Genomic DNA, 26,889 nt, shown 5'->3' with positions numbered 1-26,889 from the left:
ACCTGCTGGACCCCTACAGCGGGGATGTCATCTGGCTCTACGAAGACGGCACCTGGACAATTACCGAAGCCGACGGGCCATTAGCGCCCAAGCAGAAACGCTGGGCGCAAACAGTCGCCCAACACATCACCAACACCAGAAAACGCGTACGCGAGCAAGCCCAACAATTGAAACAAGAACTCGACGACTACGCACAACAACAAACCCAAGCCAAAGCCGAAGCCGAAGCCGAGGGCAACACCGTCACAGACGCAGGCACCGACGACATCCCCTTCTAAACCCCGCCGTCGAATAAAACGACGACACCAATCCAGCAGAAAGGAAACCCAAGAAACCAGGAACACAACCACCGTCGTCACAGACGACGACTGCACTGCCGAAGCCCAGTCAGGCTCGCCCCAACTGTTGCCATTGGGACCGGCTGGACTTAGTGATGCCGGTTAGGATGGAGTGAACGCAGATCTACATTGCCTCAGTACCCGTCGATGATGTTGCCCTCGCTCACGACTTCGCTGACGGTATCCCTGTCACCCAGTTCCTATCCGCAGACGTGGAGAGGGAATATAGCGAGCTCACTGAAAAGGGAGTGCATTTCACTATGGTGCCTACCGACGTCGGCCCCTCCATCATCGCCGTCTTCGATGACACCGTAGGAAACCTCATCCAACTGGTACAGCTCAAGAAATAGAGAATAAAAAATGTCACACTTACCTTCTTCCGTCGCTATCCTCGCAGCCGTTAGCGCCGTATGCGTAATGCCTCTCACTGCATGCGCGGAGCGTGGGTCAGACACGACTCCGACGCCGCAGTTCAATGCAATTCCGTCTAGCTCCGCTGCTATCGATGGGCCGGAGCCGCCGTCCAGAGACACGCAGAATGCTCCCTCACAACAGGATGCCAATGTTGCTGCCTTTGCGGGTATGGGGACGGCTGCGATTGATGACCAACACCACATGCCAGATCGGTTGGGCGGCCTCATTCCGACGGGCGTGCGCGTAGGTGCTCATGACGGTTTCACGCGGGTGGTGGTTGACCTCGAAGGAGAAGGTGAGCCCGGCTGGTTCACCGCTTATACCGACGATCCTCGTCAGCAGGCATCAGGTCATCCAGTCGAAGTAAAGGGAAACACTTTTCTCAATCTGGGGATCGAAGGTACTCCGTGGCCTTCCACCCCCAAACTCGAAGAAAAATATATGAAGCCGGGAACTACTCCTGGCACCGGTGTGGTGAGAGAAGTCGTATACACGGCCTCATTCGAGGCACAAACCCAATTGATCATTGGACTACAGAAGAAGACGCCGTACTCAGTGACTTTCCTGGAGGCCCCTAAACGCCTAGTTCTCGACTTCCAGGATTGACGTGTGGTGAAACGATAAGGGCCCTGCCCCAGCTAATTCCTGGGTTACAGGGCCCTTGTTCTAGGAGGTCCTAACAGTCCTAGCTAGTCTGGGGATTAATCCTCCTCGACTGGGACCAGGGAGATCTTGCCGCGGTTATCGATGTCGGCGATTTCCACCTGAATCTTATCTCCAACGTTGACGACGTCTTCGACCTTTTCAATGCGCTCGTCGCCACCCAGCTTCGAGATGTGCACAAGGCCGTCGCGACCCGGGGTCAGGGAAACGAAGGCACCGAAAGCCACGGTCTTCACTACGGTGCCGAGGAAGCGCTCACCCACCTTCGGCAGCTGTGGGTTAGCAATGCTGTTCACGCGGTCGATGGCAGCGTCAGCGGCTTCACCCGTAGCGGCCGAAATGTAGACGGTGCCGTCTTCCTCGATGGAGACATCGGCGCCAGTTTCCTCGGTGATGGCGTTGATGGTCTTGCCCTTCGGGCCAATGAGCTCACCAATCTTGTTCACCGGGATAGTCACCGAGGTAATGCGCGGAGCCAGGCCAGACATCTCGTCTGGGCCCTCGATGACCTCAGACATCGTGTCGAGGATGGCGGCACGGGCGTCGCGGGCCTGCTCGAGGGCGTCGGCAAGCACGTGCGATGGAATGCCATCCAGCTTGGTGTCCAGCTGCAGGGCGGTGATGAACTCGGAGGTACCGGCAACCTTGAAGTCCATATCGCCGAAGGCATCCTCAGCGCCGAGGATATCGGTGAGTGCCACGAACTTTTCCTTGCCGTTAACTTCACCAGAAACCAAGCCCATGGCGATACCCGCCACTGGGGCCTTCAGCGGAACGCCCGCGTTGTAGAGGGACAGGGTGGACGCACAGACGGAGCCCATGGAGGTAGAACCGTTGGAACCAAGGGCCTCAGACACCTGACGAATGGCGTAGGGGAAGTCCTCACGGGACGGGATCACCGGCAGCAACGCGCGCTCAGCCAGCGCACCGTGACCAATCTCGCGGCGCTTCGGGGAACCTACGCGGCCGGTCTCGCCGGTGGAGTACGGCGGGAAGTTGTAGTGGTGCATGTAGCGCTTGGACTCCACTGGGGTCAAAGAATCGATCTGCTGCTCCATCTTCAGCATGTCCAGGGTGGTCACACCCAGGATCTGGGTCTCGCCACGCTCGAAGAGAGAGGAGCCGTGTGCACGCGGGATCAGATCAACCTCCACGCCGAGGTCACGGATATCGGTCACACCACGGCCATCGATCCGGAAGCCCTCGGTGAGGATCTTGGTGCGCACGATGTCCTTCATCACGGCGTTGAAGGCGTTGCGGATCTGTTTGGATGCATCGGCTTCGTCGAGGTCGTCAAAGTCTTCGACGAGCTTAGCCTCGACCTGCTCCATGAACTCGTTAGTGGCGTCATCGCGGTCCTGCTTGCCCGGGATGGTGAGGAGCTTCTCCAGCTTCTTGGCGGCTGCCTTTTCAACGGCCGCGTAAACATCATCACCGTAAGGCGGGAAGAGCGGGAACTCCTGCGTCTCCTTGGCTGCACGCTCCGCCAGACCTGCCTGCGCTTCACACAGGGACTTGATGAAAGGCTTCGCAGCCTCCAAGCCCTCAGCCACGGTGGACTCCTGCGGAGCCGGTGCGCCTTCCTTGATGCGCTCGGCTACGTTCACACCAGCGCCGGCCTCGACCATCATGATGGCTACGTCGTCCTTGCGGCCCTTCTTCACGATGCGGCCGGCAACGACCATCTCGAAGAGGGCATGCTCGTGCTGCTCGTTATTCGGGAAGGCCACCCACTGGCCCTTCGGGTGCTTATCATCAGCAATCAGTGCCATGCGCACGCCGCCCACCGGGCCGGATACCGGCAGTCCAGAGAGCTGAGTGGAGGCGGAAGCGCCGTTGATGGCAACGACATCGTAGTACTCCTCCGGGTCCATGGAGAGGACCGTGACGACGACCTGGACCTCGTTGCGCAGACCCTTGACAAAGGTCGGGCGCAGCGGGCGGTCAATGAGGCGGCACGCCAGAATCGCTTCAGTAGAGGGACGCCCCTCGCGGCGGAAGAAGGAGCCCGGAATCTTACCTGCGGCATACATGCGCTCCTCGACGTCCACGGTGAGCGGGAAGAAGTCGAAGCCTTCGCGCGGCTGGTTAGAAGCGGTGGTCGTGGACAGCAGCATGGTGTCCTCGTCCAGGTAAGTGGTCACGGAGCCACCGGCCTGGCGAGCCAGCTGGCCTGTCTCAAAACGGATGGTGCGAGTGCCGAAATCGCCGTTGTCCAGGGTGGCGATGGCCTCGGTGATTCCGTAATCGTCGTCGATAAGAAACTCGACGGAATTGTTCGGTTGCTTTTTAGCGTTCTTAGCGCTCATGGATGTAACTCTCCTTGGAGCTGTCATGGCGATCTTCGGTGCCGCCTCTTCTTCGATGTTTTCTGACAACGTCCAAGGATTTTAGCAGATGAGATAAGAAAACCCCCGCACTGCGTGCGGGGGTTGAAAAGTTAAGCGCTTAGCGGCGCAGACCCAGGCGAGAAATCAGGTCGCGGTAACGGTCAACGTCGTTGGCTGCCAGGTACTTCAGCAGGCCGCGGCGACGACCAACCATGAGCAGCAGACCACGGCGGGAGTGGTGATCGTGCTTGTGGTCCTTGAGGTGCTCGGTCAGGTTGTTGATGCGGGAGGTCAGCAGGGCAACCTGTGCCTCCGGGGAGCCGGTGTCGGTCTCGTGCAGGCCGTACTCCTTGAGGATTTCAGCCTTCTTCTCGGTGCTCAAAGCCATGGAAAAATCTCCTATTGTATTTCAGTCCACATGAAATGTTGCGCCATGTGGCGCTGCCCGTGACTACTGTGGACCGCAGTCAGCAAGCCGAAGTAGAAGTATAGAGGCTGCCCAGCTTCGACATCAAATCATCGACGAAGCGCGCGTCGTCGACGGCAACGGCCACGCGGGTGGTGGGATTGTCGAGGCGTTCAGGGTCACCGATAGTGCGCCCGTTCTCTTCACACCGCAGGTTGAGATCGAGGCATGTAACCAGCGAGGGATCCGCTGCCACGGCCACCGCCAAAGGATCGTGGAGCCCACAACCGCCAAGGTGCGGAGACGTCGTCTTGTAGGCGCGGATGTAGTAGTCCACGATGTCCGCGTAGATCTGGCCCGTCCGCGTTCCTCGCCACTGTTGCGTGTGCTCCCTGGTGAGCAACGTGCGCAGCGTAACATCGAGCCCCACCATCGTGAGGTCGTGAGCATGGCGGAATACATAGTCCGTGGCTTGGGGATCTTGGAAGACGTTGGCCTCGGCATAGGGCGTGACGTTCCCGGGCACGGTCAGCGCCCCGCCCATCATGACGATGCGGGCGTTGCGGGCGAAGTCCGGGTCTTCACGCATGGCAGCTGCGATGCTTGTCGACGGCCCCGTCGGCACAATCACCAGATCCTCACCATGCTCACGGACCGAACGGATAAGAAAGCCCACTGCATCCTCATATGCCTTGCGGCGCGGCGGAGGCAGAAGCACTTCCCCAAGTCCATTGCGGCCATGGATGAACGCTGAAATGGGGGCAACGTTAAAGCCCAGGCGTGTCGGCCCAATGAAGACGGGGACATCCTCGGCGTCGAGAAGCTCCAGCAACGCCAGCGAGTTACGCACGCCCAGCGCCACCGGCACATTGCCATAGGTGCCGGTGACCCCGATCAACTCGAGATCAGGGTGCGCTACGGCATAGGCGAGAGCGAGGGCATCGTCGATTCCGGTGTCGAGGTCGAGGATGATCTTCATTTAAGCCTCGCGTGCCAGAATCTCACGAACTCGAGCAACGTCTCGCTCCATAGCCGTCAGGAGTTCCTCCACGGAGTTGAATTTCTCCATGTCTCGCACGTGGTCGACAAAGTGCACGGTGGCCTCGTGCCCGTACAAGTCTGCGTCACGGTCCAGCACGAAGGACTCCACAGAGCGCTCCTCGTCGCCGAAGGTGGGGTTCGTACCCACCGAGATAGCGGCTGGATAAGGAACGCCGGGCTCCATGTCGCCTTCGAGTGGAGCGCCGGTGGGTTCAACCACGAACCAGCCCGCGTAGACGCCATCGGCCGGGATGGCGACGGATTCCGGGAAATACTGGTTGGCGGTCGGGAAACCAAGCTCCTTTCCGCCGCGTCCTGCACCGCGCACAACGGGCCCGGTCACCGTAAAGTGGCGTCCCAGCGCCCAATTGGCGCGCGCAATATCGCCCTTAGCAAGAGCGGCGCGGATGTTGGTGGAGCAGATGCGCTCGCCCTCGTCGTCAAGCAAAGGCACGATGTCAACGTCGAACCCGAATTCGGCACCGAATTTCGCTAGCGCCTCCGCGGTGCCGGATGCACCTGCGCCGAAGGTGAAGTTCTCCCCCACCACGACGTGTTCTGTGTGCAAACGCCCCACCAGGAGTTCCGTCACGTACTCGCGCGGCTCGACGCCCTGGAGTTCCTCGGTGAAGTCGATGACGAGCACGGCCTCGATGCCCATCTCTTCCGCCAACTGCATGCGGCGCTCAAAAGTAATCACGGAGAGCGGCGCGCGCTCCGGCAAGAACACGGAGACTGGGTGCGGATCAAAGGTCACCATCATTGGGCGTTGGCCATGCGTGCGCGCATGCTCGACGGCCTTTGTGACCAACTGTTGGTGTCCGCGGTGCAGGCCATCGAAGACACCAATCGTCACTGATGTCGGACCAAGGTCAGCGGGGATGCTATTGATTCCGTACCAAATATCCACGGCCACCATGCTATCCCACCGCGGCCGGTGCCCTAGACTGCAGGGCATGACTGATCCGCTCGAACGTTCCGGCCTCGTGGTCGTCGACAAACCCGCCGGCATGACCTCGCACGACGTCGTGGGAAAACTGCGTCGCTTCTTCCGCACCCGCAAGGTGGGGCACGCGGGCACGCTTGATCCGATGGCCACGGGAGTGCTCGTTGTAGGCCTCGAACGTGGCACCAAGTTTCTTGCGCATATGGTGGCTTCCACCAAGGCCTACGACTCCACGATTCGCCTCGGCATGGCGACCCACACCGACGATGCGGAAGGTGAAGCTACGTGGGGCAAACCGGCAACCAGTGTGGAAGATTCTGCCATTGCGCACGAGGTTGCTGCGCTGACCGGCGATATTCTGCAGCGGCCGGCAGCGGTGTCCGCGATCAAAATCGATGGCAAGCGTGCCCACGAACGAGTGCGGGCGGGCGAAGAGGTTGAGATTCCAGCTCGCCCGGTCACGGTCAGCCGCTTCGATATCCTCGATACGCGGCGCTGCGGCGAGTTCGTAGATTTGGACGTGTCGGTCGCGTGTTCTTCGGGAACCTACATCCGCTCGCTGGCCCGGGATCTGGGTGAGGCCCTCGGCGTCGGCGGGCACCTTACCGCGCTGCGCCGCACGGAGGTGGGCCCTTTCACGCTTGACGACGCCCTCCCCCTCTCTGCTCTCGAGGACTCCCCGACGCTGTCCCTGAGTCTCGACGAGGCTCTCGCTCGCAGCTATCCGGTTTTAGAAGTCACCGATGATGAGGCCCAAGCCCTGGCTATGGGCAAGTGGCTGGAGCCGCGCGGGTTGCAAGGCACGTACGCGGCCGTCGATCCGCAGGGACGGTCGATCGCCCTGATCAAGGAGAAAGGAAAGCGCTTAGCCACGGTTTTCGTCGCGCGGCCCTCGACGCTTTAACGCCCCGGTTTACCTGTCAAAGTTGAGCGCTGGAACGGCAGCAGAAACGATGACATAGCCATCCCGGATGATCCAGTGCCCCGTAATGAACGGCACTGGAGTCGGCCGCGCCAAGAGGTAAGAGACGAGCGTTCCGTCTAGGCGCAGGTCAATTTCCGCTTGGTCAAAATCAAGCCACCGCCGGGTCATGGGGAACCACGTCTTGTAGGTGGCCTCCTTGGCACAGAACAACAGGCGGTCCGGGCAGGAAATACCCGCCGCTTGTAACTGAGCCAGCTGCGGCATCTCCCCCGGCCGAGCGATCATCGTCAGCACATGCTCCGGCAAAGGCTCCGCGGGTTCGGCATCCAGCCCCATCGAGCGCACGTGGGTGGTTGGCGCTGCTACCGCTGCACGCAGGCCTTCGGTGTGCGTCATCGATCCGGTATAGCCCTCCGGCCACAGCGGCATGCCTCGCTCGCCGCGCAGAATCGGCTCATTGTCGGTGTAGTTGAGCTCCTTCAAGGCTTGGTGGGCACACCAGCGTGCATCCCCAAATTCGGACTTGCGCACGTCCACGGCCTGCGAGACCACTGAGCGCTCTTCCGGGGATAGGTGGTTGTAATTGAGCAGGTCTGTCATCGACTCGTCTGTACGCACATAGCAATAGCGCGCTGACTCCGGGAAGAGGGAAGGCTCAAGCATGCTCTGCCCTCCCTGTCTTCTCATCGATACTCAGCACCGGATATGGCCACGGCTGGAGATGTCCGTGCGCTTGCCACTCACGCGGATAGCCCAGAGACACCTCAATGTGGTCTACCCCATCAATGTTGGCTCGGTTGGGCATATGGAGGTGACCGTAGATGACCGCTTTGGCGTTGTAGCGCCGCGGCCAGGAACGCGTGTGGCGGGTTCCACACCACAACGCCACCTCGGGCCAGCGCAGGTACAAGGTTGGCTCCTGCACCAGCGGCCAGTGATTGATCAGGACGGTCTCGCCCTCAACCCGTGATAAGCGTTTGATGGAATACGCCAAGCGGTCCCAGCACCACGCGCGCACATCGACGAACGGGGCGATAGCAAATTCATCGGTCATGATAATCTGCTTCTGCTTCGCGCTCGCGAGCGCCTGCTCTACCGTTGTTCCCGGCGGACGAAAACTGTAGTCATACAGCGTAAAGAGCGGTACGACAGTAACCCCTCCAAAAACTGGGAAAGGGTCTTCTGGGGTAACCACGCCAATCTCCCGACAGCCTTCCACGAGCCGATCGTATTTTTCACGTCCCTGATACGCGTCCTGGCCGCGGGAGAAGAGCTCGTGGTTGCCGGGCACCCAGATCACGGTGGCGTAGCGGTTTTTCAGCCGGGCCAAGGTGTTGATGACAAGGTCAATGCGCTCGGCCACGTCGCCCGCCACAATCAACCAGTCATTCGGGTTCGGCGGAACGAGTTCGTCGATGCGGTCCCCGTTGACTCGTACCGCCGCGTGGAGATCGGAGACAGCCCACAAAGTGGTCATAGCGCCTCCTTCACACAAACATTCTCTCTACTTTTACCATAGGGCTAGACCTGCGCCCACCGCATGGAGTAGAAGCGCCACACCACGCCCACCATGCGGATGAGGATGAACGCGGCGATTCCGCCCCACACCCCGGTCAGGCCGGTGCCGAAAACCAGGGCCAACCAGACACCGGGGAGGAAGCCTAGAAGCACTGACGCGAGGGTGAGTGTGCGGAGGAAGGCTGCGTCCCCAGCGCCCAGGAGAACACCGTCCAGGGCGAAAACGACGCCGCCAATAATGACGAGGAAAGTCATAACCCACCACGGGCCGGAAATGACCTCGAGGACCTCCGGGCTCGTAGTAAAAATCTGCGGGATGACACCGGCGCCGAGGCCCAGTACCGCTGCGAGTGCGAGGGAGAAGGACGTCGAGTAGAGCGTCACCTTGGTTCCTACAGTGCGGGCATAGCGCGCTGACCCTGCCCCCAACGCTGCGCCGGTCAATGCTTGGGCAGCGATCGCGAGGGAATCCAGAACGAGGGACAGGAAGTTCCACATCTGCATCATGATTTGATGCGCAGCCAACTGGGCAGTTCCGATACGCGAGGCCACCGCTGCCGCCGACAAAAATGCCACTTGGAAACTCAACGAGCGAACGATGAGGTCTCGCCCCAACACGAGCTGCCGACGCACAACGCTCCAGCGAACCTCCCACGAGCCGGTATGCTCGCGGCGCAGCTCCCCCACGAAGAACGCCGCGATGATCCCCATCCCCAGCACCGTGGCCAGAGCAGAGCCCGGCAGACCCCAGAAGTGCACGAAAATAGGCACCGCGATGGCACCGGGAACCATACCTGCAAGGGTGAAATAGAGGGGCTTGCGGGTGTTTTGCACGCCGCGCATCCAGCCGTTGCCAGCCATGTTGATGAGGGTAAAGGGAATCGCGACGGCGGCGATACGCAGCCACTGCGCCGTCCCGCGCGCCGTATCTGGATTGCCAGTCAACCACATCGCGAAGACGCCGGCGAAGAGCCACATGGTGATACCGAGCATCACCCCCACGCCCACGGCAACCCACGTTGCTTGCACGCCCTCAGCCACGGCCTCTTCCCGCTTACCTGCACCGAATAAACGAGAGGCTCGCGCGGTCGTGCCATAAGACAAGAAGGTCAGCTGGGTCGTGACCACGGAATGTAGCGTGGCCGCAGCCCCCAGCGAGGCCAAATCCTCCGCTCCAAGCCGGCCCACCACCGCGGTATCCAGGAGCAAATAAAGCGGCATCGCCGCGAGAACGCCCAGAGCGGGCACAGCGAGGCGGAAAACCTCCGCGGCAGAAACCTTGACTGGTTGCTCGGAAGCCATTTAGGACAACGCACCTACCAGCTGCGCGATAACCTCCTCGGGCGTTCCGTGCGCGGTATAGCCAGCAGCCGGAACATGCCCACCGCCGCCGAAGGTGAGGGCCACTTCGGCGCAGTTGACCGCAGAGGAACGCAAAGATACTGCCCACACATTGGGCGCCTGTTCCTTGAAGACCACTCCAATGTCAGTGCCCTTCAATGCGCGGACATAGTCGACAAAAGACTCAATGGCGGAATCGGCATGAGACGCGACTTCCTCATGCGGCACGAAGAGAACCGCCAGGCGGTGCTCCCCTGCTTCCTCAATTCTGAGGCCTGAGAGCACACGTCCGATCATCTGCAGGTCATCGGCCGTGCTGGAGTCCATGAGTTCCAGCGCAATCTGCTTGGTGTCGAGCCCATAGAGCATCAGGCGCGCAGCGATATCATGCATCGCTGGGCGGCCCCACCGGAAGTTACCGGTATCGGTAACAAGGCCCGCGTACAGGCAGTGCGCGATGACGCGATCGATCTGGATGGAAAGCCTATCCAGGATATCGAGCAGAACCACCGTGGTGGACTCACACACTGGATCCACCACGTTGATGGCACCAAAGCCGTCGTTAGAAGCATGGTGATCGATACATAGGACGCGGCCGACGGCGGCCATTTTCTCGAGCCCCTGCGCTACCGAACCTGTCCGTTCTATCGAGCCACAGTCCACAGTGACATAAAGGTCGTAGCCCTGCGGAAGCTCATCCACCAACTCAATCTCGTCCACGGTAGGAATGGAGAATAGGTTGGCGGAAATATCGCGGCGCTGCCCGATCACGGTGCGGGTCTGCTTCCCGCGCTGGCGCAGCGCCAAGGTGAGGGCCGCCGCAGAGCCGACAGCATCGGCGTCTGGGCGCAAGTGCGTGATAATGCAAATACTGCTGGCCTGCACCAGAGCATCAACTGCGGCTTCGTAGTTGGTTCGTGACACTTAGTCCTCTTCCTTATCCGAGGTCTTGTACGGATTCGCATCACCAGCCGGCTGCGCGCCTTCCTTCAACTTGGCCAACTCCGCATCGCGGGCACGGGCGCGGGCGAGCAAATCCTCCATGTGAGCGGACGCCTCGGGGACAGTGTCAAGTTCAAAGGACAGCGTCGGTGTAAAGCGAACCGACAGTTCGTCGCCCACAATCTTGCGCAACTGCCCCTTAGCTCGCGTGAGAGCCTCGGCAGCCTGATCGTAATCCGGCTCGGATTCGATATCCGCGCCGCGCACCGTGTAGTACACGGTGGCATCGTGCAGGTCACCCGTAACGCGGGCATCCGTGATGGTCACAAGCTCAAGGCGACGATCCTTAATCTGGCGTTCAATAGCGCTGGCAACGATTGTCTGAATGCGCTTTGCCATGCGCGCGGCGCGTGCGTGATCAACCATGGTGAAGCTCCTTTGCGTACGGGTACTGGCAACTAGTCTAGGATACCGATTCTGCACCTTTCGGCCGAAATGATTAAAGCCCAGCCAGGAAACTTTCCTGGCTGGGCTTTGTTATCTGAGCGCATTTAGTGAGCGGAGAGCTCAGATGTGATTAGTCGCGGGGGACCTCGACTTCCTCGTAGGCCTGGATGATATCGCCTACCTGGATGTCCGGGTAGGACAGGACCATACCGCACTCGTAGCCGGCGTTGATCTCGTTTGCGTCATCCTTCTCATGGCGCAGGGACTCGATCTTGGCATCGGAGACGATGACGTTTCCGTCGCGCACGAGGCGAACCTTGCCGTTGCGCTTGACCTTGCCCTCGGTGACCATACAACCGGCAATGGTGCCGACGGCGGAGGACTTGAACAGCGCGCGGATCTCCGCCGCACCGGTATCCCGCTCCTCGTAGATGGGCTTGAGCATGCCCTTGAGAGCTGCCTCAACCTCTTCAATGGCGCGGTAAATCACGGTGTAGTAGCGGATGTCAACGCCCTCGGCATTCGCTTCCTCCGTCGCCTTGCCTTCAGCGCGAACGTTGAAGGCGATGATGACGGCGTCGGAAGCCGCAGCCAGGCTGACGTTGGTCTGCGTCACAGCACCGACGCCACGGTCGATGATGTTGAGCTGAACCTCGTCGTCGACCTCGATGTCCAGCAGGGCATCTTCCAGAGCTTCGACGGAACCGGCATTGTCGCCCTTGAGGATGAGGTTGAGCGTCGAAGTTTCCTTGAGCACTGCATCCAGATCCTCGAGGGAGACGCGCTTGCGGGCCTTGGCCTGCAGAGCAGAACGCTTACGCGCGTCACGCTGTGCGGCAATCTGGCGAGCGACGCGGTCATCTTCGACAACCAAGAGGTTGTCGCCGGCACCAGGCACGCCGTTGAGACCCTGCACCTGGACCGGGCGGGACGGGCCGGCCTCTTCCACGTCGTTGCCAAACTCATCGAGCATACGACGCACACGTCCGTGCGCATCGCCAACCACGATGGAATCACCAATGCGCAGCGTACCGCGCTGAATGATGACGGTAGCCACCGGACCGCGGCCACGGTCGAGGTGAGCCTCGATGGCAGAACCCTGCGCATCCATATCCGGGTTAGCGGTGAGCTCGAGTGCAGCGTCCGCCGTCAGGATGACAGCCTCCAGCAACTCGTCGATGTTGATGTTGTTCTTCGCGGAGATGTCCACGAACATCGTGTCGCCGCCGTATTCCTCCGGCACCAGACCGTACTCAGTGAGCTGACCACGGATCTTATCCGGGGAAGCTTCCGGCTTATCAATCTTGTTGACCGCGACGACGACCGGGATGTCCGCTGCCTTGGCGTGGTTGATCGCCTCAATGGTCTGCGGCATCACGCCGTCATCAGCGGCGACCACCAGGATGGCCAAGTCGGTGGACTTGGCACCACGGGCACGCATGGCGGTAAACGCCTCGTGGCCCGGTGTATCCAGGAAGGTGATGGTACGCGGGCCATCCTCGAGATTCACCGTGGTCTGGTAGGCACCGATACCCTGGGTAATGCCACCGGCCTCACCCGCACCTTCGTTGGTCTTACGAATGGTGTCCAGAAGGCGGGTCTTACCGTGGTCAACGTGACCCATCACGGTAACGACTGGCGGGCGCTTCTCAAGGGCTTCTTCGCCGCCCTCGTCCTCACCGAACTGCAGGTCGAAGGACTCGAGCAGCTCACGGTCCTCGTCTTCCGGTGAGACAACCTGGACCTCGTAATTAATCTCCGAGCCCAAAAGCTGCAGGGTGTCCTCGGATACGGAGGCCGTAGCCGTCACCATCTCGCCGAGGTTGAACAGTGCCTGAACCAATGCTGCGGGATCCGCACCGATCTTCTCGGCAAAGTCAGCCAGGGAAGCACCGCGGCGCAGGCGAACTACCTTGCCGCCGCCGTCAGGCAGGCGTACGCCGCCTACCTCATGCTTCTGCTGCTCTTCAAACTCGTGGCGCTTCTGACGCTTCGACTTCTTGCCGCGACGCGGTGCGCCACCAGGGCGACCGAATGCACCAGCGGTACCACCGCGGCGACCGCCGCGTCCGCCACGGAAACCACCGTGGCCTGGGCCACCCTGGCCCGGTCCGCCGCCACGACCACCTCGGCCGCGACCGCCACCGCCGCTGCCTGCGGCCTTCGACGGCATGCTGGCCGGGTTCGGATGCGAAGGCATCATGGCCGGCGATGGGCGGCGTCCGCCGCTGCGATTGCCATCACCCTGCGGGCGTGCTCCGCCCTTGCCACCGCGGTTATCACCAGGCTTGCCGGCGGAGCGCTGCCCCTTGCTGCCGCCCGGACGTGGTCCGGGGCTGGGGCGATCGCTCGATCCGCCCGTGGAGAACGGGTTATTGGCGACGCGACGGGTACCACCAGGCTTCGGCATGGAGCGCGGTGTAACTGCGCGCTCGCCAGGCTTGTCCGCATTCTTGCGCTGTGCACCCGGCTTCGGGGCACCGCCCGGCTTAGGCGCAGTTCCCGGCTTCGGGGCGCCGCCCGGCTTGGGAGCGGCACCCGGCTTCGGCGCTGCCCCCGGCTTCGGACCAGGCTTAGCGGCGGTAGCCGGCTGCTTCTCTGCTGGTTTCTTCTCTGCCGCCTTTTTGGCAGCAGAAGCCGGGGAGGCTGCCGGCGCGGTTTTCTCCGCCGGCTTGTCGTTGCCACCCTTAGCTTCATAATGTGCGCGCATCTTCTTGACCACCGGCGGTTCGATGGTCGAGGATGCGGTCTTGACGAACTCGCCTTGTTCCTTCAGCGTGGCGAGTAGTTCCTTGCTGGTTACGCCGAGCTGCTTTGCCAACTCGTGTACACGTAGCTTTCCGGGCACTTGTCTCCTCTTTAATCTTTCTAGGAGCCAAGGCCGCGGAATACGGCTTGACCCCTAGTTAATGGCTATGGACTTTCATCGCTGATGCTGCTTCATGGTTGTGCGCTCATCAGTGTTCGGTCTTCCTTTTTAACTCTGGGTCGCACGGGCTGTTGCCCGCCGACTGCACCTGCTGCCGAGCAGCGAGGTACTCACGTACGTGACCTGTGTCCACGTCTGTGGACAATCGGAGCGCGCGCCTGAAGGCACGGGTTCGCTCCGCCAGCTCTACTGCCTCCAGATCTGGCCTAATCCACGCTCCCCTGCCGGGGAGGCGGCGGCGCGGATCCGGAACAACACGGCTTCCTGTGGGATCGTCCCTATCGGCGACAACCCTGAGCAATTCCGTGTCGGGATGCTTTTGACGCGTGGCGATACAGGTGCGGAGTCGCTGTCCCTGAGACATCCCACTCCTTACGTCGAATCACCACTACTACTACGCCACAGCATTCCTGCATGTGGGCCGTTGTCTAGTCTACGCGAAAATAGGCCAAACCTTTAATCCCACCGCAGGCAGGTTGGAAAGCTAGTCACGAGCGGCATCGGAGTGAATATCAATCTTCCATCCGGTCAGGCGAGCTGCGAGGCGAGCGTTCTGCCCTTCCTTGCCGATAGCGAGCGAGAGCTGGTAATCCGGCACGGTTACCTTGGCTACCTGTGCTTCCTCGTCGAGGATTTCTACGCGCACGACCTTCGACGGTGCGAGAGCATTACCCACGTAGACGGCTGGGTCTTCGTTGTAATCGATGATGTCAATCTTTTCACCGCCGAGCTCACGCATCACGTTGCTGACGCGGGAACCCTTCGGGCCGATGCATGCACCCTTGGCGTTGAGGCCCTTGGCGTGGCCGCGAACGGAGATCTTGGAGCGGTGCCCTGCCTCACGGGCGATGGCGATGATCTCTACTGCGCCGTCGGCCACCTCAGGGACCTCCAGCTCGAAGAGGCCGCGAACCAGCTCTGGGTGGGTACGCGACAGCGTAATCTGCACCTTGGCCCCGTTCCGGTTTACCCCCACGACATAAGCCTTAACGCGGTCACCGTGCTCGAGCTTCTCCCCCGGCAGCTGCTCGGCCGGCAACAGGAAAGCATCCTGCGAATCGTGCTCGGTACCCAATTGCACCACGATAACGCCGCGCTTGTTGGCATGGATATCGCGCTGGACGACGCCCGACACCACCGTGCCGATCAATTCTGAATAGGAATCATAGGTCCGCTCCGCTTCGTTTTCGCGCAGCTTGCGCAGGATGGCATCGCGGACAGCCTGGGCGCCGATGCGCCCAAAGTTATCCGGGGTGTCGTCGTACTCGCTGACGACCTCTCCGGTCTCCAGATCGCTTTCCGTCACGATGACGGCAACGGCGCCGGTATCGGCGTCGATATCCACGCGGGACTTTGTCCCCTCCGCCTTCGTCTCAGCGGACTCAGCACGGTGATCCAGGTAGGAATACAAAAGGGCACCCGCGATTGCTTCGAGCAGGTCCTTCACCGGGACGCCTCGCTCGCGCTGAATCGTGCGGAGTGCCTCTAGATCAATATTCACTTGTTAGTCCTCTCGGGTTGCCGAGTTCTGCTCGGCGAAGTCGAACGTCTGCATTGCCGCCTCCAGCTCCTGTGCTGAAGGTTGAGCAAATTCAATTTCTACCACTGCACGGCTCACATTTTCCAATCGCTCGACCTGATAGCGCACCTCCTTCTTCACGGTCGTGATGAGCGCCACTGATTCTTCGTCCGCGGAGAGAGCACCGATTCTGGCGACACGGGTGGTGCCGGGCTCGTCGCTCAACGCATAGCCGACCAGCCTTCCTTGGTTCCGACGCCAATGGCGTGGTGCGCTGAGCGGAAAATCCACGCCGGGGGTCGACACCTCTAGGGTGTAGCCTGCCCCAAAGTTAAGAGTGCCCGCTTCCTCCTGTGCATCAAAAAACTCGGAAATCTCCTGCGAAAGTTCCTCGATGAGATCGGAGCTCGGACGCTCATCACCATCAATGCGGATGATGACCTGCGACTTTTTACCAGCTCGTGTAGTCTTCACATCTTCGATGTCGAGGCCGCGTGCGGCGGCAACAGGCTGGAGGATTTCGGTCAGTTGTGCGGGTGTTGGGAATGCCATGCGCTCTAGACTAGGTCACACGGGTAGGGTCTATCGCGTGAACCGCCGAGTAGTTGTGCCCGCCCTCCTTGTCTGCGCCGCCCCATGGTTGGGCGGCTGCCAAGCCACCGACGCGATCGTGGACTATTTTGGCCCCCACGCGGACCCTACGTTGACCTCTCTGGCTCACGATGCCAGCGCCGACGCCCACGCACTGCAGGAACTCGATCCCGATGCCGCGTCCCTGCGCGCGCAGCACGCAGACGAGCTTTACTCCGAAATTGAGCGCCTCTGCGGCCGCGACGAGGAAGGACACGTTCCGCGCTCCTGCGAAGTGAATCGTGAGGGTGAAGCATACGAGGCCACTGATGCGGCTGCCGTGCTTGCCGCAGCTTCTTCATCGATTGAAGAGCAACTTGACGCGGTCTCCCCGGAATCTCGGCCCTTGCTCGTCGCCCAAGCCATCGCAATGGAGGCCCGCTCCACCGATGAACCGGGCGCTGTGCCGGAGCTGACGGAGGATGACGCTGACCTCGCCACCGAACTCTTGGACTGGGAATACCGGCAGGTGTATGCCTTGGACTTTGCTCGTTCCTATGTCACACCTGACGTCGAAGAGCTGGTTGATGAGCGCCTCGCTCTGCACGAGAACCGCGTCCTCGCGCTCCAAGAAGCAGTAGCCAAAATCGGACCAGTGCCACAGCCCGCAGCGGCCTACACCTCGACCTCCGGTGAGCTGCCCGTAGACGCCGCCTCAGCGCGCGCGTTCCTTGACGACGTCGCGCATAGTGACACGGTGACATGGGCCTCCGCCGCCTCACAGGAGGTGCCCGACCAAGCGGCACCCAATGCTGAATGGCGAAGCTGGCTTATTTCTGTAGCCGCCCAATCTCACCGTATCAGTGCAGCTTAATTCCTCCCTCGCGAGCTCGATTTTCCTAAGCTACCGACGTTTGGCGTTTTTTCGGCGTACAGCGACCAGGCATAGCGCATGACCGGAATCTGCAACGGCAGACGCACCGCATGGTAGATCTTCTTGCCGGTTGATGCCTTACCGCTTTCTAAGTCCCTGTAGGCTTGGTAGAAGTTCGCCGGCCACACGGCAGCGAGCAAAGCTAGGGCTGAAAGGCCGCCTGCAGGCCGCGTCGATGGGTTCGCCAGGAGTGCACCGGTCACCACTTCCCAGGCGCCAGAGGTGAAGTTGTAAAAGCGAGCCGACCCTGGAAGCTGTGGCGGGATGATGGACTCGAAGGGCTTCGGCTTAGCAAAATGCAGCACTCCCATGGCAGAGAGTGCTGCAGCCATTGAATATGTCAGTGCGGGGTTGTGGGAACTCATACCCGCGAGCCTACGCGCTTAACGCACCTAGCCGCGGATGAGCTCCGTTAAGGTGTCCACGATGGAGTCTGCGGGGACCTCACGGGTCTCGCCGCCGCGGATGCGCAGCTCGATGATGCCGTCAGCAAAGGCACGGCCCAGGATGGCGATGAACGGCATTCCCAGAAGCTCTGCATCCTTGAACTTCACGCCCGGGGAGACCTTGGGGCGGTCGTCGAAAAGCACCTCCACGCCCGCACGGTCCAGATCCTCCACCAGCTTCTGGCCTGCCTCGAGGGCAGCGGCATCCTTGTTCGCTACGGCCACGTGCACCTGGTACGGGGCCACAGCCACCGGCCAGTTGAGGCCCTTCTCATCGTGGCGCTGCTCCGCCAGCACCGCGAGCATGCGCGTAACACCAATGCCATAGGAACCCATGGTCGGCACGGCGCGCTTGCCGTTCTCATCCAGAATCTGGACGTCGAAAGCCTCGGTGTACTTGCGGCCCAACTGGAAGATGTGCCCTAACTCGATACCGCGCTCCAGCGTCAGAGTGCCCTGGCCGTTCGGTGCCGGGTCCCCTTCCTTGACCTCGGCGGCCTCGATAAACTCATCCACGGTGAAGTCACGGCCAGCCACCAAACCGACGACGTGACGCTGCGGGGCATCGGCACCGGTAATCCAGGAGGTGCCGGAAACCACGCGCGGGTCGGCATAAACCTTCACGTCGTGAGCGTTGAGGGCACGCGGGCCAACGTAGCCCTTGACCAGGAAGTCGCTCTTCTTGAAATCCTCATCGCTGGCGAGCTCGAACTCGGCCGGTTCAAGCGAAGCCTCCAGGCGCTTTTCATCCAACGCGCGGTCGCCCGGAATAAGAACAGCCGCGAGTTCCCATTCCTTCTCTTCCTCCGTAGCTGCAGGGGCGGCTACCTTGATCATCATACACTTGAGGGTGTCCGCTGCGGTGACCTCGCGGTCGGCGACAGTAATGCCGGCGCTCTTAGCCCACTCCACCAGCGTTTCGATGGTCTCGGATTTCGGAGTCTCATGCTCCTGTGCCTCCGGCAGGCCGTCGAAGGGGATTTCCTCTGGAGCCTGAGTGACCACGGCCTCCACGTTGGCGGCGTAATCGCCCTCGGTGGCCCGCACGAAGGTATCTTCGCCTACCTCAGACACGGCGAGGAACTCCTCGGAGGCCGAGCCTCCCATCGCACCAGAGGTGGCCTTACAAATCGCGTAATCAATCTCCAGGCGATTGAAGATGTTCTGGTAAGCCTTGCGGTGGCGGGCATAGGACTCATCGAGCCCCTCATCCGTCATGTCGAAGGAATAGGAGTCCTTCATGGTGAACTCGCGGCCGCGCAGCACGCCCGCGCGCGGACGTTCCTCATCGCGGTACTTCGTCTGGATCTGATACAGCGTGACCGGGAAATCCTTGTACGAGGAGTACATATCCTTCACTGCGGTGGTGAACATCTCCTCATGGGTCGGGCCTAGGAGCATGTCAGCGCCCTTACGATCCTTGAGACGGAAGAGGTTATCGCCGTACTCCGTCCAGCGGTTCGACTGCTCGTAGGGTTCGCGCGGCAGCAACGCCGGGAACAGCATCTCTTGGCCGCCGATAGCGTTCATCTCCTGACGGATTACGTCTTCGATCTTGCGCATGGCGCGCAGCCCCAGTGGCAGCCAGGTGTATACACCCGGCGCGACGCGGCGCACATAACCTGCGCGGACGAGAAGCTTGTGGCTGGGGACTTCGGCATCAGCCGGATCCTCACGAAGAGTGCGGAGGAAAAGCTCAGAAAGACGTGTAATCATGGTTGCTCAGTCTACATCGCTAGCATGTAGCCATGCTGATCATCCTCCCTCCTTCTGAGACCAAAGCACACGGCGGCAGCGGCGCGGCCCTGAACTGGGACGAGCTTTCCTTTCCCGCGCTGAACCCGCTCCGCCAAGAAATCGCTGCAGAATTGTCGTCCCTCGACGCCGATGAAGCGCTGGAGGTGCTCAAGCTCTCTGAGAAGCTGCGTGGGGAAGCCGAGTCCAACCTCGAGTTGGCCTCCTCCCCCACCATGCCCGCGCTGGAGCGTTTCACCGGCGTGCTCTACGACGCCCTCGACGCCTCCACCCTTCCTCCAGAAGCACGGAAGTACCTAGCCGTGGGTGATGCACTCTTCGGTTTGCTGCGCGCCGATGACCTTATCCCGCACTACCGTCTTTCCGGTGGCACGAAGCTGGGTGGGCGCACGCTGAAGTCACGCTGGGGTACGGTCATCACGGATGAGCTGCACGCGCTTGTCGACGCTGGCGAGTTCCTCATCGACATGCGCTCGGGCACCTACCAGCAACTGGGCAAGCTCAAGGATGCCGCCACCGTGCGCGTGGAGACGGTGCAAGAGGATGGCTCCCGCAAGGTGGTCTCTCACTTCAACAAGCACTACAAGGGTGAGCTCGCCCGCGTGCTTGCCCTCCACGGTGAAGGCGTCTCCTCCCTCAAGGATGCGGCCAGTGTTGCGCAGGAGGCAGGTATGAGCACCGAATTGCGCGGTTCCGAGCTGGTGCTCGTGGTCTGATTTATCTATTTATCAATTTATCTGCCTCCGGAGAAGCGGGGCCATTCAAACCAATGGGTTATAGCGCAAGCTGTTGCGCTTGAGCTCGCACTCAGTGGCAATCGCGATACCGGAGGCAATCTTGCCGCGCTCGCGCAGGCGGAACATGGCATCCACGATGCGATCGCGCAATCCCCAGGGATCGATGGTGTTGATGTACACCTTCGTGCCGCCCTCAAAACCGGCCAGGGTCGATACCCTGAGCTTGATCATCACACGCCACGGCTGCGGCAGATCCACGCTGGGCGGGCGGTGGTGCCACTCTTCATTGCAGGCCACATCCGGACCCACAGCGGCATGCGCTGCGTGGATAAGGTCCGACATCCCGCGAACCTCACCGGGGGTCTGCTCCCAGGGCTCACAGCGCGGCGACTTGGAGAAGATCTCCAGTGTGGGATAGCGGTGGCCAAAGCCGGCGAAGAGAACCGCATAGTCGTTTTCGGCGATAACGAGGTTGCGCTTTGCCGCGTAGCCAACCGCCCAATCGTTGTACATATTCGGGTGCGCCCGCAGAATCGCGTTTTCCTGGTGGGCAGCCATACCTAAGGCGTCAATAGCGACGAGCTGCTTGTGCAGGTGATCGAAGGACGCGCCCGCCGGTGCTAGCCAGTTCTGGAACACGGCGACATAAGAGGCATAGCGGTTGCGCTGGTAGAGCTCGCGCGTCGATTCCGCAGTGAATGTTGTCAGCAGGAAGTGCTCATCGGGGCTCAGCGTGCCGGAGGACGCGAGCTGACTATCATCGACCGCACCCTCCACAAAGTGGCGCGAAGAAATGATGACGTCGTGGCCACCTCCGAAGAAGCCATCGGCGAGGGCGAGCAGGGATTCGTCGTCCAGCGCGGCATCCTTCCCCGCCGCCTTGAGCTTGGTGCGCACCACATTGAGCACATGCAGGCGCCCAGCTTCGTCGGACTCGTAGCGCTCCTTGTGGCGGGCCACGTCGGGGTCCATGGTGAAGCCATAGTTCTCGTGCCAATAGTCATAGGACACGATCTCAAAAAGGTTGGGCACGCGGCGAAAGGCTGGTACGGACTCATCCAGCTCGTGAGGAAGGAGGCCGCGCTGAATCTCCCCCGAAGCCAGAATACGGGACTTTTCCGGTGGGGTATCCAGCATGCGGCCTGAGCAAAAGGCGCAGGTGTGCGTGAAAGCATCGGCCGCCAGCGGTTGTGGGTCCTGTGCTGGATGCGCGAGCGGGCGGTTGCCGCGGCCAGGCACCGTCCACACCTCCGTTCCGGAGAAGGGGTTGACCTGCTTGACGGTCCCATCAGCCATGGTTTGGATGGGCTCGACGCGGCTAAAGAGTGCTTCGCTCATGCAGCCCAGCGTAGACCTCCGCACCCACCGGTGCGACTAGGCTTGGGGTCCATGCAGCACCGATTCTTTGAAGTAGATGTCTTCGCCACTGGTCCGTTCAGCGGAAATCCCCTCGCCGTGGTCGCGGATGCCGATGACTTGAGCACCGAAGAGATGCAGCGCATCGCGCACTGGACCAATTTCTCTGAGACGACGTTCCTGTGCTCGCCTACGGATCCACGCGCGGACTACCGGGTGAGGATCTTTACCCCCTACGAAGAGTTTCCTTTCGCCGGCCACCCCACGCTGGGCACCGCCCGGGTGGCAGCAGAGCTGCTTGAAAAAAGCGGCACCTTAATTCAGGAATGCGGTGTAGGCCTGGTCACCGTGCGCCAGGAGGACGGACGCTTCGCCTTCGCTACCCCACCCTTGGTGCGCGAGGGGGCTCTCAGCGATGCCGAACGAGCCGATGCAGCTGCAGTTCTCGGAGTTGACGTCGACCGCATCGTTGACTCCGGCTGGGTAGACAACGGCCCCGGATGGCGCCTCATCCAGCTGGATTCCGCCGAGGCAGTACGCGAACTCAACCCCACGCCCATGCCTGGCGTGAAGGTCGGTGTGGTCGGCCTCACCGGTGGCGATGCCCCCGCGTATGAAGTACGAGCCATTACCGGGCACTTCGAGGATCCCGTCACCGGGTCCTTCAACGGCGGGGCTGCCCAATTCCTCCGCGCCAAGAATGCAGTTCCTGCTCGCTACACCGCGGCCCAAGGTGGCCAGGTAGGACGCGCTGGTCGAGTCTTCATCGATGACGACGGCGAGAACATCTGGGTGGGCGGCAACGTCCGCGTGCGCGTTCGCGGCGCTCTGGAGTCCCGCGATGCCTAAGCCTTCCTTTCCTGTCGAGCTGCACACTGAGTTCGCCCGCCGCCTACCCCACCTCGTCGCAGAGGCCCGAGGGGAGGAACAGCCCGCGGCGCGGATCGTGGTGCTCAATGAACAGCTGGCTTCTGCGCTCGGGCTCGACCCAGACTGGCTGCGCAGCGATGAAGGCGTGGAGTTTCTCCTAGGCCGCGGCCCCATCGCTCCCCACGCCATGGCCTACGCCGGCTTTCAGTTCGGGCAGTACAACCCATCCATGGGTGATGGCCGCGCTCTCCTACTGGGAGAGGTCACCGGCCCCACCGCTCCCCATAACCCGGCAGGTCTGTGGGATCTGCACGCCAAGGGGACGGGACCCACACCGTACTCGCGCTTCGGCTCTGATGGTCGTGGCACACTGCGCTCGATGCTGCGCGAATATCTCTTCTCCGAGTCGATGCATGCCCTGGGGGTACCCACTACTCGGCCCCTCGCAGTCCTTGCCACCGGCCGCCCCATTCAACGCCACGTGGTGGAGGAGGCGGGCGTGCTGGTGCGCGTAGCCGCAAGCCACATTCGCGTCGGCTCCTTTCACTTCGCCGCGCAGTCCCAGCGGCCCGGAATGCTCGAACAGCTCGCTGACTACACCATTGAACGCCACTACCCCGGTGCCGACTATCAGGAGTTGTTCCCCCGTGCCATGGATGCGCAAGCCGCTACGGTCGCCGGATGGATGCAGCTGGGCTTTATCCACGGCGTGATGAATACGGATAACACCACGCTATCGGGCGAGACCATCGACTACGGCCCCTGCGCATTCCTGGAAAACTATGATCCCGATACCTGGTTTAGTTCCATCGATACGCAGGGCCGCTACCGCTTTGGCCGCCAGCCCGACATGGTGGGATGGAACCTCGCGCGGCTCGCTGAATCCCTGCTGCCGCTTCTCGACGACTCCCCTGACTCCGCCCTCGCTTGGGCCCAGGAAGCCATCAATTCCTTTGCGGAACGCTTCGAGAAAGCACGTCGAGTCGAAGCCCTGCAGCGCTTGCAGATGCCTGAAGAGCTTTTTCGGAGCTACAGCACCGCACTCACTGAGGCGAGCCCTGACCTCACTCAGGCCCACCGAGCTCTCGTCAGCGCCGCGGCAGGTACACCGGCAGCCGCTTATGAGGCGTTCGCGGGCACGCAGTTCGTTGACGCCTACTGCGCGAGTGGCCCCGACGTTGCGCGACTCGAGCGAAGCGTGCCGCGTGTGATTCCCCGCCCGCGTCTGGTCGAAGCCGCGCTGGGCGATCTTGATGAGTTCTCCCGCCTTCTCCAGGCCACGACCCACCCCTTCGACCCCGCACCGGACTATGAACAGCCCGGTGGCACGGAGGGGTATCTCACCTACTGCGGCACCTAAGAGTGCAAAACAGAAGGGAACACACCACCGCCCCGAGTTCTCCGTAGGAAAGGAAACGGAGTCTCGGGGCGGTGGTGTGTCTCTATCTTTCACTGCCACGCTCCCAGTCGGTTTCTCAGGCCGACCGCCCCGCGCGGCTGGGGTTCTCTCTATCTCTCGCATGCGCTCTCTCAAACGCACAACATAAGTATGGAGCATCCTCCTTGGCGAAGCGTTCCGATGCACTGGACGCTTCCTGCCAGTTACTGAGAGTTACCTGCGAAGCGAAAAGCGGGACTACTTGGACTCAAGCTGCAGGGTCTTCTGCGTGTACTCCCACATCTCCTCGTAGAGCTTCTTGTCCTTGGAGAGCTTGGTGCCGTAGGACGGAATCATTTCCTGAATCTTGTCGCCCCACTGAATCATGTGCTCACCGAAGCAGCGCTCCAGCAGCTCGACCATGATGGCCGGGGTGATGGAGGCACCCGGGGAAGCGCCGAGCAGGCCGGCGATGCTGCCCTCGGGGTTGTTGATGAGGGTGGTACCGAACTCCAAGGAGCCGAACTGCGGTGCACCCGCCGGCTTAATGACCTGGACGCGCTGGCCAGCGATGACGGTCTCCCAATCGGCCGGATCGGCGCTCGGGACGTATTCCTTGAGGGTTTCGACGCGCTTGTCGAAGTCCTTGAGGACCTCAGTAACCAGGTACTTGGTCAGGCCGAACTCCTGTGCTGCCACGCCCAGGTAGGAGGTGATGTTGTCCGGACGGATGGACTTGAACAGGTCCAGGTAAGAGCCCTTCTTCAGGAACTTCGGGGACCAGCCACCATAGGGGCCAAACAGCAGGCCTTCTTCACCGTCGATGACACGGGTGTCCAGATGCGGCACGGACATCGGCGGAGCACCGACGGCAGCCTTGCCATAGACCTTGGCGTGGTGCTGCTTGACCAGCTCCGGGTTCTTGGAGCGCAGCCACAGGCCAGAGACCGGGAAGCCCGCGAAACCAGAGACCTCACGGACACCTGCCTTGCGCAGCAGATCGAGCGCGTAACCGCCCGCGCCGACGAAGACAAACTTGGCGTGGACAGCTTCGTAATCACCGGTGTGCAGGTTCTTTGCTACCACACGCCACTTGGAACCGTCACGCTTAATATCGACGACCTCGTGGCCGTAGCGGATCTCGGTGCCTGCAGCCTTAGCTGCGGTGAAGAACTGCTTAGCCAGGGCGCCAAAGTTAACGTCAGTACCGGCATCGGTCCACGAAATGGCCACCTTCTGGGAGCCGAAATCGCGGCCCTCAGACATCAGGGGCAGCTTCTCCTGGAAGGTGGCGTCATCATCACTGAACTGCATGTTGGGGAACATGTGATTGTCCTTCAGCGCGTCGAAACGGCGCTTCAGGTAATCCACCTGAATGGAACCCTGCGCGAAGGACACGTGCGGAACCGGGTTGATGAAGGCCTTCGGGTCAGTGAGGATGCCGTTGTTGAGCTGGTGGGACCAGAACTGGCGAGAAACCTGGAACTTCTCGTTGATGTTCAGGGCCTTGGAAACGTCAATGCGGCCGTTCTTCTCCGGGGTGTAGTTCAACTCGCACAGTGCAGAGTGGCCCGTACCGGCGTTATTCCACGGGGAGGAGGACTCAAGAGCAGGACCGTCCAAGCGCTCGAACACCATCTGAGTCCAGCTGGGCTCGAGTTCACGCAGCATGGCGCCGAGGGTGGCGCTCATGATACCTGCACCAATGAGTGCGACCTCAACCTCGTCTACTACTTGTGCTGTCTTCTTATCGGAGGACACTGTACTTATTACCTCTTAGAGTCGATGTATTCGATGTGGTCAAATGCCCTGCGCATGTGGGTGCGCAGGGCGCGGTGAGAAAGCGCTCGACGATGCTAAGGCCAAGCCGGCATACAGACCTCCACTCAGGAAGATCCGTCAAGCATTAATTCCACCTTACGCCCCTTCCTGCGAAATAGGCATTCCTCGAAACATAAATGCCCGAATCCCAAACCACCACCCCTTTTGAGGTGCAGGGCATATCAGCTCAGCTCCCCGCCCATCCGAACGGATCTGACCGCACGACCTATCATGAACTCCATGACATTTGACAAACTCGAATGGTCAGAAGATCTTCTCGGCCCAGACTTTCAGGCTGCCACGCTCGAGCTCGGCACCGATCCCGATGGCGAAGGCGATGTCTGCGCGACTCTCGTGCGCTACAGCCCCGCCGCCAACGCCCACGACGATCGCCCCGCTCTAGTGTGGGTCCACGGCATGACAGACTACTTCTTCCACGAGCACGTTGCCCGCTACTTCTATGAGCTCGGCTACGCCTTCTATGCAGTCGATTTGCGCAAATGTGGTCGCTCCCGCCGGGAGGGACAAACCTGGCACTACATCAGTGATGTGCAGTATTACGATGCCGACCTCAACGCGGCCCTCGACGCCCTCCCCAACCCACGTGTCGTCATCATGGGACACTCCACAGCCGGCACCATCATCGCTCTGTGGCTTGATCGTCTTCGCCGCCACGACCCCGCGCGTTTCAGCCGTATCGCCGGTGTCGTTTTCAACAGCCCTTGGCTGGCCATGATGGGAATGTCGGACGGCGCTTATGAGGTGGTCAAGCGCATAGTTTATGCCGGCGCTGCTATCGCTCCACGCGTCGAGCTACCCGCCGGGGATCTCACCACCTACGGGGAATCCATCCATTCCCACGAACAGGGCGAGTGGGATTTTGATCGCCGCTTGAAACCGCTGGGCGGGCACGCGAAATACTTGGGCTGGGTCGCTGCTGTTTTCCACGGCTTCGACGCCATCCATTCCGGGCGTATCACCATTGGAGTTCCACTGCTGACGATGACCTCGGCGCGCTCACAACTTGATCAGCCCTATAGCGAGTCCTCCAACACGGCCGATGTCGTCGTCGATGTCCGGCAAAGTCAGCGCTGGGCTAAGGAGCTGAGCTCGCGCTACACCCTCCACGTCGTCCAAGATGGCCGCCACGACCTTTTCCTCTCTCGGCCCGAACCGTTGGAGGACGCGCTGAATGCCGCGGCCGAGTGGCTTCGCGTCGTTGCGCCGATAAACGCAGAACAGCGTGCTCAGTAAGTGTGCGCG

Annotated in this window: 25 protein-coding genes and 1 pseudogene; 9 read left to right on the top strand and 17 right to left on the bottom strand. The window is 61.2% G+C overall.

All coding sequences use genetic code 11. The features are described from left to right. From HMPREF2932_RS08800 to HMPREF2932_RS08790, 3 genes and pseudogenes are all read left to right on the top strand, one after another. Positions 1-278, top strand: a pseudogene (locus tag HMPREF2932_RS08800) (HNH endonuclease); the annotation flags it as partial. Positions 279-550: 272 nt separating this feature from the next. Continuing rightward, positions 551-688 (top strand): VOC family protein, encoded by a 138-nt coding sequence (locus tag HMPREF2932_RS14025; RefSeq protein WP_070700518.1) that lies wholly within the window; start codon positions 551-553, stop codon positions 686-688. 67 nt (positions 689-755) lie between these two features. After that, complete coding sequence (locus tag HMPREF2932_RS08790) at positions 756-1,358, top strand: AMIN domain-containing protein (RefSeq protein ID WP_246818646.1); 603 nt, start codon at positions 756-758, stop codon at positions 1,356-1,358. A gap of 95 nt (positions 1,359-1,453) precedes the next feature. Here the strand turns inward: HMPREF2932_RS08790 and HMPREF2932_RS08785 are convergent, their stop codons facing one another. From HMPREF2932_RS08785 to HMPREF2932_RS08770, 4 genes are all read right to left on the bottom strand, one after another. After that, on the bottom strand, positions 1,454-3,724 hold the full coding sequence (locus HMPREF2932_RS08785) for a polyribonucleotide nucleotidyltransferase (RefSeq protein ID WP_070512689.1): 2,271 nt from the start codon (positions 3,722-3,724) through the stop codon (positions 1,454-1,456). A 139-nt stretch (positions 3,725-3,863) separates the two neighbouring features. Next, the gene (gene rpsO / locus HMPREF2932_RS08780; protein WP_010190317.1) at positions 3,864-4,133 is read right to left on the bottom strand and encodes a 30S ribosomal protein S15; all 270 of its coding nucleotides are present in this window, start codon (positions 4,131-4,133) and stop codon (positions 3,864-3,866) included. Positions 4,134-4,212: 79 nt separating this feature from the next. Beyond that, positions 4,213-5,130 carry a nucleoside hydrolase gene (locus HMPREF2932_RS08775; RefSeq protein ID WP_071409998.1) on the bottom strand — a complete coding sequence of 306 codons (918 nt, stop codon included), beginning with the start codon at positions 5,128-5,130 and terminating at the stop codon, positions 4,213-4,215. After that, positions 5,131-6,111: a bifunctional riboflavin kinase/FAD synthetase gene (locus HMPREF2932_RS08770; protein WP_046648087.1), complete on the bottom strand. Its 981-nt coding sequence runs from the start codon at positions 6,109-6,111 to the stop codon at positions 5,131-5,133. It lies immediately after the preceding gene. A gap of 37 nt (positions 6,112-6,148) precedes the next feature. On the opposite strand from HMPREF2932_RS08770, the gene truB reads away from it, so the two are divergent. After that, positions 6,149-7,042, top strand: a complete 894-nt coding sequence (truB, locus tag HMPREF2932_RS08765; protein WP_071409997.1) for a tRNA pseudouridine(55) synthase TruB — start codon at positions 6,149-6,151, stop codon at positions 7,040-7,042. Positions 7,043-7,051: 9 nt separating this feature from the next. Here the strand turns inward: truB and HMPREF2932_RS08760 are convergent, their stop codons facing one another. From HMPREF2932_RS08760 to rimP, 9 genes are all read right to left on the bottom strand, one after another. Further along, positions 7,052-7,726 carry a 4'-phosphopantetheinyl transferase family protein gene (locus tag HMPREF2932_RS08760; RefSeq protein WP_046648085.1) on the bottom strand — a complete coding sequence of 225 codons (675 nt, stop codon included), beginning with the start codon at positions 7,724-7,726 and terminating at the stop codon, positions 7,052-7,054. After that, complete coding sequence (locus HMPREF2932_RS08755) at positions 7,719-8,540, bottom strand: metallophosphoesterase family protein (protein WP_071409996.1); 822 nt, start codon at positions 8,538-8,540, stop codon at positions 7,719-7,721. Before HMPREF2932_RS08755 ends, HMPREF2932_RS08760 begins: the two co-directional genes overlap by 8 nt. A 44-nt stretch (positions 8,541-8,584) precedes the next feature. Next, complete coding sequence (locus HMPREF2932_RS08750; protein WP_071409995.1) at positions 8,585-9,883, bottom strand: MATE family efflux transporter; 1,299 nt, start codon at positions 9,881-9,883, stop codon at positions 8,585-8,587. Beyond that, entirely contained in the window at positions 9,884-10,846 is a 963-nt protein-coding gene (locus HMPREF2932_RS08745) for a DHH family phosphoesterase (protein ID WP_046648081.1), read from the bottom strand. Beyond that, positions 10,847-11,290, bottom strand: coding sequence for a 30S ribosome-binding factor RbfA (gene rbfA, locus HMPREF2932_RS08740; RefSeq protein ID WP_046648080.1), 444 nt, complete (start codon positions 11,288-11,290; stop codon positions 10,847-10,849). It lies immediately after the preceding gene. 151 nt (positions 11,291-11,441) lie between these two features. Then, entirely contained in the window at positions 11,442-14,159 is a 2,718-nt protein-coding gene (gene infB, locus HMPREF2932_RS08735) for a translation initiation factor IF-2 (RefSeq protein WP_070512680.1), read from the bottom strand. 109 nt (positions 14,160-14,268) lie between these two features. Beyond that, positions 14,269-14,604, bottom strand: coding sequence for a YlxR family protein (locus HMPREF2932_RS08730; protein ID WP_070821723.1), 336 nt, complete (start codon positions 14,602-14,604; stop codon positions 14,269-14,271). Positions 14,605-14,724: 120 nt separating this feature from the next. Then, positions 14,725-15,741, bottom strand: a complete 1,017-nt coding sequence (gene nusA, locus HMPREF2932_RS08725; protein ID WP_046648077.1) for a transcription termination factor NusA — start codon at positions 15,739-15,741, stop codon at positions 14,725-14,727. A 3-nt stretch (positions 15,742-15,744) separates the two neighbouring features. After that, on the bottom strand, positions 15,745-16,311 hold the full coding sequence (gene rimP, locus HMPREF2932_RS08720) for a ribosome maturation factor RimP (RefSeq protein WP_070515633.1): 567 nt from the start codon (positions 16,309-16,311) through the stop codon (positions 15,745-15,747). 37 nt (positions 16,312-16,348) lie between these two features. On the opposite strand from rimP, the gene HMPREF2932_RS08715 reads away from it, so the two are divergent. Next, positions 16,349-17,203 (top strand): hypothetical protein, encoded by an 855-nt coding sequence (locus HMPREF2932_RS08715; RefSeq protein ID WP_070515635.1) that lies wholly within the window; start codon positions 16,349-16,351, stop codon positions 17,201-17,203. Here the strand turns inward: HMPREF2932_RS08715 and HMPREF2932_RS08710 are convergent. Together HMPREF2932_RS08710 and HMPREF2932_RS08705 are read right to left on the bottom strand one after the other, a co-directional pair. Further along, positions 17,200-17,628, bottom strand: a complete 429-nt coding sequence (locus HMPREF2932_RS08710) for a DoxX family protein (protein ID WP_070515637.1) — start codon at positions 17,626-17,628, stop codon at positions 17,200-17,202. The two genes, HMPREF2932_RS08715 and HMPREF2932_RS08710, sit on opposite strands and share 4 nt — an antisense overlap. A 27-nt stretch (positions 17,629-17,655) precedes the next feature. Beyond that, positions 17,656-19,425: a proline--tRNA ligase gene (locus HMPREF2932_RS08705; RefSeq protein ID WP_070681997.1), complete on the bottom strand. Its 1,770-nt coding sequence runs from the start codon at positions 19,423-19,425 to the stop codon at positions 17,656-17,658. Positions 19,426-19,457: 32 nt separating this feature from the next. On the opposite strand from HMPREF2932_RS08705, the gene yaaA reads away from it, so the two are divergent. Next, positions 19,458-20,180, top strand: coding sequence for a peroxide stress protein YaaA (gene yaaA, locus HMPREF2932_RS08700; RefSeq protein ID WP_071409994.1), 723 nt, complete (start codon positions 19,458-19,460; stop codon positions 20,178-20,180). Positions 20,181-20,225: 45 nt separating this feature from the next. On the opposite strand, the gene HMPREF2932_RS08695 is transcribed toward yaaA, so the two are convergent. Continuing rightward, entirely contained in the window at positions 20,226-21,539 is a 1,314-nt protein-coding gene (locus tag HMPREF2932_RS08695) for a DUF4921 family protein (RefSeq protein ID WP_180963892.1), read from the bottom strand. Positions 21,540-21,590: 51 nt separating this feature from the next. On the opposite strand from HMPREF2932_RS08695, the gene HMPREF2932_RS08690 reads away from it, so the two are divergent. Then, entirely contained in the window at positions 21,591-22,406 is an 816-nt protein-coding gene (locus tag HMPREF2932_RS08690) for a PhzF family phenazine biosynthesis protein (RefSeq protein ID WP_049155414.1), read from the top strand. Then, the gene (locus HMPREF2932_RS08685) at positions 22,399-23,787 is read left to right on the top strand and encodes a protein adenylyltransferase SelO family protein (protein ID WP_071409993.1); all 1,389 of its coding nucleotides are present in this window, start codon (positions 22,399-22,401) and stop codon (positions 23,785-23,787) included. Before HMPREF2932_RS08690 ends, HMPREF2932_RS08685 begins: the two co-directional genes overlap by 8 nt. 276 nt (positions 23,788-24,063) lie before the next feature. On the opposite strand, the gene mqo is transcribed toward HMPREF2932_RS08685, so the two are convergent. Beyond that, positions 24,064-25,566, bottom strand: coding sequence for a malate dehydrogenase (quinone) (gene mqo / locus HMPREF2932_RS08680; protein ID WP_046648068.1), 1,503 nt, complete (start codon positions 25,564-25,566; stop codon positions 24,064-24,066). Positions 25,567-25,866: 300 nt separating this feature from the next. Here mqo and HMPREF2932_RS08675 point away from each other — a divergent pair, with 300 nt between their 5' ends. Next, the gene (locus HMPREF2932_RS08675) at positions 25,867-26,880 is read left to right on the top strand and encodes an alpha/beta hydrolase (RefSeq protein WP_049155451.1); all 1,014 of its coding nucleotides are present in this window, start codon (positions 25,867-25,869) and stop codon (positions 26,878-26,880) included. Positions 26,881-26,889 lie beyond the last annotated feature (9 nt).

Source organism: Corynebacterium sp. HMSC074H12, assembly GCF_001813755.1.
Taxonomy (GTDB): Bacteria; Actinomycetota; Actinomycetes; order Mycobacteriales; family Mycobacteriaceae; genus Corynebacterium; species Corynebacterium hiratae.
The sequence above is the reverse complement of the archived record's forward strand: the minus strand, read 5'-3'. Positions and strand labels throughout refer to the sequence as shown.